Raw genomic sequence first — 7,150 nt, 5'->3', positions numbered from 1 at the left:
TTTAGACAGTCTAATATATATGGGCGCACAGATTTCCACTATATTTAAACGATAACTGAAACTCGAAAACTTGTCAAGAGTATTTTCAATAATTTTACCGTCTTTTCTCATCCAATCTCCTCAGTAAAAATATTTAATATTACTAAATAAGATACCCATCTAAAAAACTCAAGAAAGAGTTAGTTTTAAATTAAAATTTAAAGATTAAAAATTTAAACTTAAAATCTATGATTTCCTTGGCATTGCTAACCCAGTATTTTCGGAACTTTTGGCAACCTAGAAAGGGTTTAGCGATCGCAGAAGCTTCTATAATTGGGATAGTAGCCGCCCTATCTGCGGTCTTACTCAAACAAGGTTCAGGGTGGTTGGGAACATGGCGAGTGCATACAACCCATATTTTTCCTGCGTGGATAACTCTGCCAATTATTGGTTTAAGTTTGGGGTTTCTTTCCGGTTGGTTAGTCCAAAGATTAGCACCAGAAGCCTCTGGTAGTGGGATTCCCCAAGTCAAAGCCGCTCTGGCAAATGTGCCAATTAAGCTATCATGGAGAGTAGCTTTTGTCAAGTTAATCTCAGCAATTATCGCCTTGGGTTCAGGATTAACCTTGGGTAGACAGGGACCGACAGTTCAAGTTGGTGCGGGGTTAGCGGCGGGTATGAGTCGCTTAGTTCCCACTTCTCCAGATCATCGCCGCCAAATGATTGCCGCGGGGGCGGGGGCTGGTTTAGCAGCGGCTTTTAATGCGCCTCTAGCCGGGGTCTTATTTATTATTGAAGAATTATTACAAGATTTATCAGGTTTAACTTTAGGAACGGCAATTATCGCTTCTTTTATTGGTGGCGTGATTTCCCGCTGGTTAGGTGGTGGGAGTTTTCAACTAGACTTAAAACTAATTAATCACTCTAGCAGTTTTTCCCTATTAGAAATTCCGGCTTTATTAATTTTGGGAGTTTTGGCGGGTTTATTAGCAGCTTTATTTAATCGGGGATTAATTTTCAGTATTCAAGCTTATCGCCGTTTACATATTAGTTTACCTTTACGAGTGGCTTTAGCTGGTTTGGCTTCTGGTTTGATTATGTCTTTGTTGCCAGAAACTTTTCGAGATAATACAGGTTTGCGGGAGTTTATGATTGCCAGTGAACCGAATATTCCTTTAGCGGGAATTGTCTTTATTGCCCAATTTATTTTAACCTTAATTGCCTTTGGTTCGGGTGCACCAGGAGGATTATTTGCACCAAGTTTAATTTTAGGTTCTTGTTTAGGACATATTATTGGCGTATGTGAATTGCAAGTATTTGGATTTGGTTCACCGACTACCTACGCATTAGCCGGAATGGGGGGATTTTTTAGCGCGGTTTCCAAAGTTCCCATTACTGCCATTGTGATTGTTTTTGAAATGACGACAGATTTCAATTTAGTCTTACCTTTGATGGTGGTATCTGTGACATCTTATCTGGTAGCGGAGAAGGTTGTTCCTGGTTCACTCTATGACAAACTTTTAAAATTAAATGGAGTTGTTATTCAAAAAAATAGTCCAACGCAAGGGATATTAACTCAGTTAACTGCTAAGGATGTGATGCAGTGCTTGGTGGAAACTTTAGAAGCAGAAATGACGGGAGATGAAGTGATTAAGGCTTTTTCTCGTTCCCATCATCGCGGTTTTCCTGTAGTAGAAAATAATAAATTAGTCGGCTTAGTTTCCCAAACTGATTTACAGAAGATTCGTAATCATCTTTTGCCCCATGAAACTCTTTTAAAAGAAATTATGACACCTAAGCCGGTGACAGTGACACCAGCAGATAGATTAAGTCATGTTCTCTATTTATTAGATAGATATCAAATTAGTCGTTTACCTGTGATAGATGGTAAAAAATTAATTGGGATTATTACTCGCGCTGATATTATTCGCGCCGAAGCAGATCATTTGAATGGCGAAAATGGGGTGACAGGTCCCCAAGCAGAACCTTCTTATTTAGTTTACCAAACTCGATCGCCTAGTATTGGGAGAGGGAGATTATTAGTTACCATTGCTAACCCGGAAACCGCCCCCGCATTACTAGAAATGGCTGCCGCTATTGCCCGCGATCGCCATTATGAAATAGAATGTTTACAAATTATCTTAGTATCCCGTCACATTTCCCCAGCGGAAACCCCAGTCAACACCGCAAAAAGCCGCCGCTTACTCCGACAAGCCGAAAGTTTAGCCAAAAAACTGCACATTCCCATTCATACCCAAATTCGGGTCGCCCATGATGTTGCCCAAGCAATTTTAGAAACCACTAAGGAACGATACATAGATCTAATTTTCATGGGTTGGAAGGGAAATACATCTACCCCCGGCAGGATTTTTGGGAATGTTGTAGATACGGTAATTCGTCAAGCAAATTGTGATGTTGTTTTAGTAAAATTAGGCAATAATTGCCATTCATATCAACAATTTAAACGATGGTTAGTCCCAATGGCTGGGGGACCAAATGCACCCATAGCCATCAAATTATTACCGGCTTTAGTCACTTTGGAAAATGAGATAGAAATTCGCTTAACCCAAGTAGTTAAACCTGGGGAAACAGCACCTGATATGACAGTTTTAGAAGCATCTACCCGGCAATTAATGCGTCACCGTAATTTACAAGGCAATGTTGTTGCTGCATCTTTACAAGCTGAATCTGTCACCACTGGAGTAATTGAGTTGGTGAAAACTGAAGGTTTCGATGTTGTAGTCTTGGGTGCTTCCCGTGAGGGACTATTACAACAAGCCATTCAAGGAAACATTCCCGAAGCGATCGCCTCTGGTGTTGATATTACGGTAATTTTAGTCAGCAGCGCAATTTCTTAACTATGATTTAAGTAGGTGAACACAATAAAACCAAACTGTGTAAAGAAACGTAAAATCGCCCAAACCCTCTTCACTCTTGCCTCTTGCCTCTTGCCTTTTGCCTTGCCATAAAGACAATTTTCAACGCCAACCTACTTATGTGATTTTAATGAGTTATTGACCATCTTTGTTCTGACAAAAAATATGCATCAAATTACATCATAAAAATCATAAAAACCATAAAAATCATAAGAATACCCGGTAAGTAGGAAACTCAGTGGCTTTAGCCCTGAGAGGGAAACGGCACACTGACCACGATTTTAACCGCCTTGAATATTTTTTCATTACCGCCTTGGAGTTGGGAAATTCGGGGTACTTTTGTAATGTACTTTCAACGGGACAATTACCGATTCGAGTTTCCCAACTCTGTACGCATAATGTTTTGCTCAAAAGAGCCTCCCATTTCTGGGGTAATGTTAGCTTCGACCAGTTATAAGAGCTTTTTAGACTTGCAACACTGTTTCAGTGACCTTAAAACTGTTTAATTGCAAATGACAGAGCAGGGAACTAGCTATGCCTGACGGCACGCTGGCGCGAACGCATTCCGAGGTGTCGTGACTCAAATAACGGCTACCCTTCGACTCCCTTCGACTTCGCTCAGGGCAAGCCGCTCAGGGTGGTCTGGTCAGTACGGCTTGCTTGATTACTCTTGCAAGCCCAGTCCCTTTAGGGCTGGGTTACTGACAGTTTAGACACCATTATCGAGAAGCAAGCTGTGGATCAGCCCAAATGCTACCTCTTTCACCAAAAGTTACCGCCTGATCCCCTTCTGCTGAAATATCTACAGTTCTACCATCATTAGTCACTTGCAACAAAGGCCAATTTTCCTCCCCTAATTCACCAGCACGGAATAACACATTATTAGGGTGCTTTTTACTCCAACCTAACAAAATAGCTATTTTTTCGTGATCATCTTGTGATTGCACAGGACTAACTACATTGAGATGATTTTGTTGACGATTCCAAATTACAGCCTGATCTGTGGCATCTGCGGTATTAAAAATAGCCACAAATTTACGGGCTAAAAAGCGATCGCCTTTTTCCGACCAACTCACAGGCACTAATACACCCATATTTCCATCACGATCCGGTTCTACTGACAAACTAGCCTGTCTCTTTAACAGCGGATCAATTACCAAGCTAGTTGATGTCATCACCCGTAACCGCTTGGTTTGTCTATCTTCCACAAACAACACACTATTAACTCGGCTATTGTGCATTTCCGGTTTTACTTGCATTTGCACCCGACTATAAATCGCATACTTGCCATCAGGAGAAACTACAGGAATACTCCGATAGTAGCGGACACCAGAACCACCTTTCCCCCCGACCGCTTCTTGAGTAGCCAAAATCCATTGCCAAGGGATGGGGTGGGGACTACCTATAGGATCAGTTTGTGCCGTCTCTGACTCATTTTGCTGTTCACTAACAGGGATTTCTCCGGTTTTAGGTGTAACTGTTGTTCTTGCCAATTCCTGAGATTTAGTTTTCTCACTGACTGGAGAATTTAAATCAGCTTCTGCTTTTGCGTCTTGTGATTTTTGAATTAAATTAACTTGATTAACCGATGTTGGGCTTGCAAATTGTGCCACATTAACTGATGTTACAGTTTCACTAACAACATTATTCCCCACTTGATAACTTTCTCTTTCTACCCCTGAAGTCACCCCATCTTTCGGTAATGAATGTATCCCTTCACCAACGGATATTTTTCCTGTTTGAGAGTTAACTTGAGCAAATTGTAAATTTAATTGCTTAGTAGCAGAATTTTCTGTCAATTTTGGATGAGATTTGCTAATTCCCGAACTCACAATTGCTGCTTCTAATTGTTTCGCTAAGGTAGCATTAATAGATATTCCCACGAAAGGTGAAATTATAATAACTATGGCAATGTACTTGAGAAATGGTTGAACACGGAACCATCCTGACACCAAAAGGGGTTTAAGCATGATGAGACTCTCTAGGGGGCAGTTGCTAAGTGCGGGCAGTATTTATACGGAAATGGAAAAAAGCTATGACTATATGTATATCAACAAACCAAAAGCTTTTACGAGATAATTTATTCAAATGTTGCATTGCTTTACAAAAGTTTTATTGTCACCATTTACCCCCTCATAATCTTTACATAATATACAATCATGACGGGATCGAAGTTAACAGTAAATTACATCTGTTAACAAATACCATCATTATTGTCAGTTTAAGCAACATCCATATTTAATACCAGTAGAATACAGGTATGTTTATCAGGAGTGTAAATTCAAGCATTCAGCCGTCAGCACTTGATTAAGAATCGAATTGATCAGCATTCTGAATGTTAATTTACTGATGTCAGTCTCCCCCATTCAAAACCCCTAAAATCCGGTTTTGGCTGAACACTTACGTAGCCAAAATCTAGAGATGATATTAAAACTTGTCTTAGAGGTTGTTTTAAGTAGTGAGACAAAATTAATTACACAATGTCATTGCGTAAGCGTTGCGTGGCGTTAGCCATATGGAACGAAGTGAAATGAAGCAATTCCAAGGATTGTGATTGCTTCCCTTCGCTCGCAATGACTGTAAATATTTTTGTCCAATTACTTAAAAGTCTAAATTCATACTAACTGAGGCGAATATAATTCGTCAAAAAATTTTCAAACATCCTTTTAAATCAAGTAATTTCCCAATAATATGCTTTGTTTCTGGCTGGATATAATAGCGCAGGACTTACCCAATCAGAGCCTATATATTGGCAAATTCAGATTAACTGATCCACGATCAATAGTAAACAAAAACATTAAATTTATACACCCGAACAACAAACTGTAATTTACACTCGTAACCGCTGCGATTAAGCAAACACAGTCTACTTTGAACTTGGGCAATTATCGAATAATTTTGATTTAGTGGAGAAATGAACAACTCTAAAACACAGTCAGACGCACAAAATCCGTCAACAGTAGATGCAAATAATGATAGGCTTCCGAACCGAAAGCGTCGCCGAACTAACTACCTGGACTATTGATAGTTTATCGAAGCTGTTTTCACTCAACTAATAATAAACACTATACCATCAAACCATGAAAATTCATTTCCCATAATCAAAAATGCTCAACATAATTTTACTAATATTCAGATGTCGCAGTTGTCAGTGATGAGGAACACACTTACCATTGATTAATGACTCATGACTCGTAATTAATGATTAATAACTAATGAAAATAGTATTTTTTGGCACTCCAGACTTTGCGATTCCCACTTTTAAAAAACTCTTGGAAAACATTGATTTTCAGGTACTTGCTGTAATTACCCAACCAGATAAACGCCGAGAACGTGGGAATAAACTGACACCTTCCCCCGTGAAAACCTTAGCTACAGATCATCATATTCCAGTATGGCAACCGGAAAGACTCAAAAAAGATGTTGAAACCTTAACACGACTCAAGCAGATGGAAGCAGATGTGTTTGTAGTCATTGCTTATGGACAAATTTTGTCTAAGAAAATATTAGATATGCCAAAGCTAGGTTGTGTCAACGTACATGGATCAATTCTCCCTCAGTATCGCGGGGCTGCGCCAATTCAGTGGAGTATCTACAATGGTGAAAAAGAAACCGGGATTACAACTATGCTTATGGATAAGGGCATGGATACAGGTGATATGCTCCTCAAAGCAACTACACCAATTAATTTACTAGATAATGCTCAGATTTTAGCGGAAAAGTTAGCGATCGCTGGTGCAGATTTACTCATAGAAACCCTATATAAACTAGAACGTCAGGAAATTACACCAACTCCTCAAGATCATGCCACAACCACTTACGCATCTTTGATTCAAAAACCAGACTATGACTTAGATTGGGCAAAAAGTGCCATCCAATTACACAATCAAATTCGCGGCTTTTATCCTAACTGTATCACCAGCTTCCGCAATCAACCATTGAAAATCACTGCTACCGTTCCCATAGAGTCAGCGTACATTCAAGAATTACCAGAGCAGTTACGAGAAAAAATAAACAAAATACCTAACTTATCAACTATATCAGGTCAACCTGGAGAAGTAGTAAATATTACTAAAGGACTAGGGGCAATTGTCCAAACAGGGGCAGGTTTATTACTGCTGCGAGAAGTGCAATTAACAGGTAAACGTCCCCAATCAGGATGGGATTTTGTCAATGGGACTCGATTAACTGTTGGTGAGGTAATTGGTAATGGGTAATTGGTAATGGGTAATTGGTAATTGGTGATTGGTGATTGGTGATTGGTGATTGGTGATTGGGTAACATCGTCTCTCCAT

Annotated in this window: 3 protein-coding genes; 2 read left to right on the top strand and 1 reads right to left on the bottom strand. The window is 39.7% G+C overall.

Translation table 11 applies throughout. The annotated features are described in order from the left end of the window. Nucleotides 1-227 precede the first annotated feature (227 nt). The gene (locus tag FJR37_RS22430; RefSeq protein ID WP_168467164.1) at nt 228-2,837 is read left to right on the top strand and encodes a chloride channel protein; all 2,610 of its coding nucleotides are present in this window, start codon (nt 228-230) and stop codon (nt 2,835-2,837) included. A 737-nt stretch (nt 2,838-3,574) separates the two neighbouring features. Here the strand turns inward: FJR37_RS22430 and FJR37_RS22425 are convergent. Then, the gene (locus tag FJR37_RS22425) at nt 3,575-4,825 is read right to left on the bottom strand and encodes a hypothetical protein (RefSeq protein ID WP_168467163.1); all 1,251 of its coding nucleotides are present in this window, start codon (nt 4,823-4,825) and stop codon (nt 3,575-3,577) included. Between the two features lie 1,245 nt (nt 4,826-6,070). Between FJR37_RS22425 and fmt the strand changes: the two genes are divergently transcribed. Next, nucleotides 6,071-7,072, top strand: a complete 1,002-nt coding sequence (gene fmt / locus FJR37_RS22420; protein WP_168467162.1) for a methionyl-tRNA formyltransferase — start codon at nt 6,071-6,073, stop codon at nt 7,070-7,072. Nucleotides 7,073-7,150: the final 78 nt, after the last annotated feature.

The organism is Aphanizomenon sp. UHCC 0183 (assembly GCF_009712065.1).
Classification (GTDB): Bacteria; Cyanobacteriota; Cyanobacteriia; order Cyanobacteriales; family Nostocaceae; genus Dolichospermum; species Dolichospermum heterosporum.
This window is presented reverse-complemented; position numbering and strand designations above follow the sequence as displayed.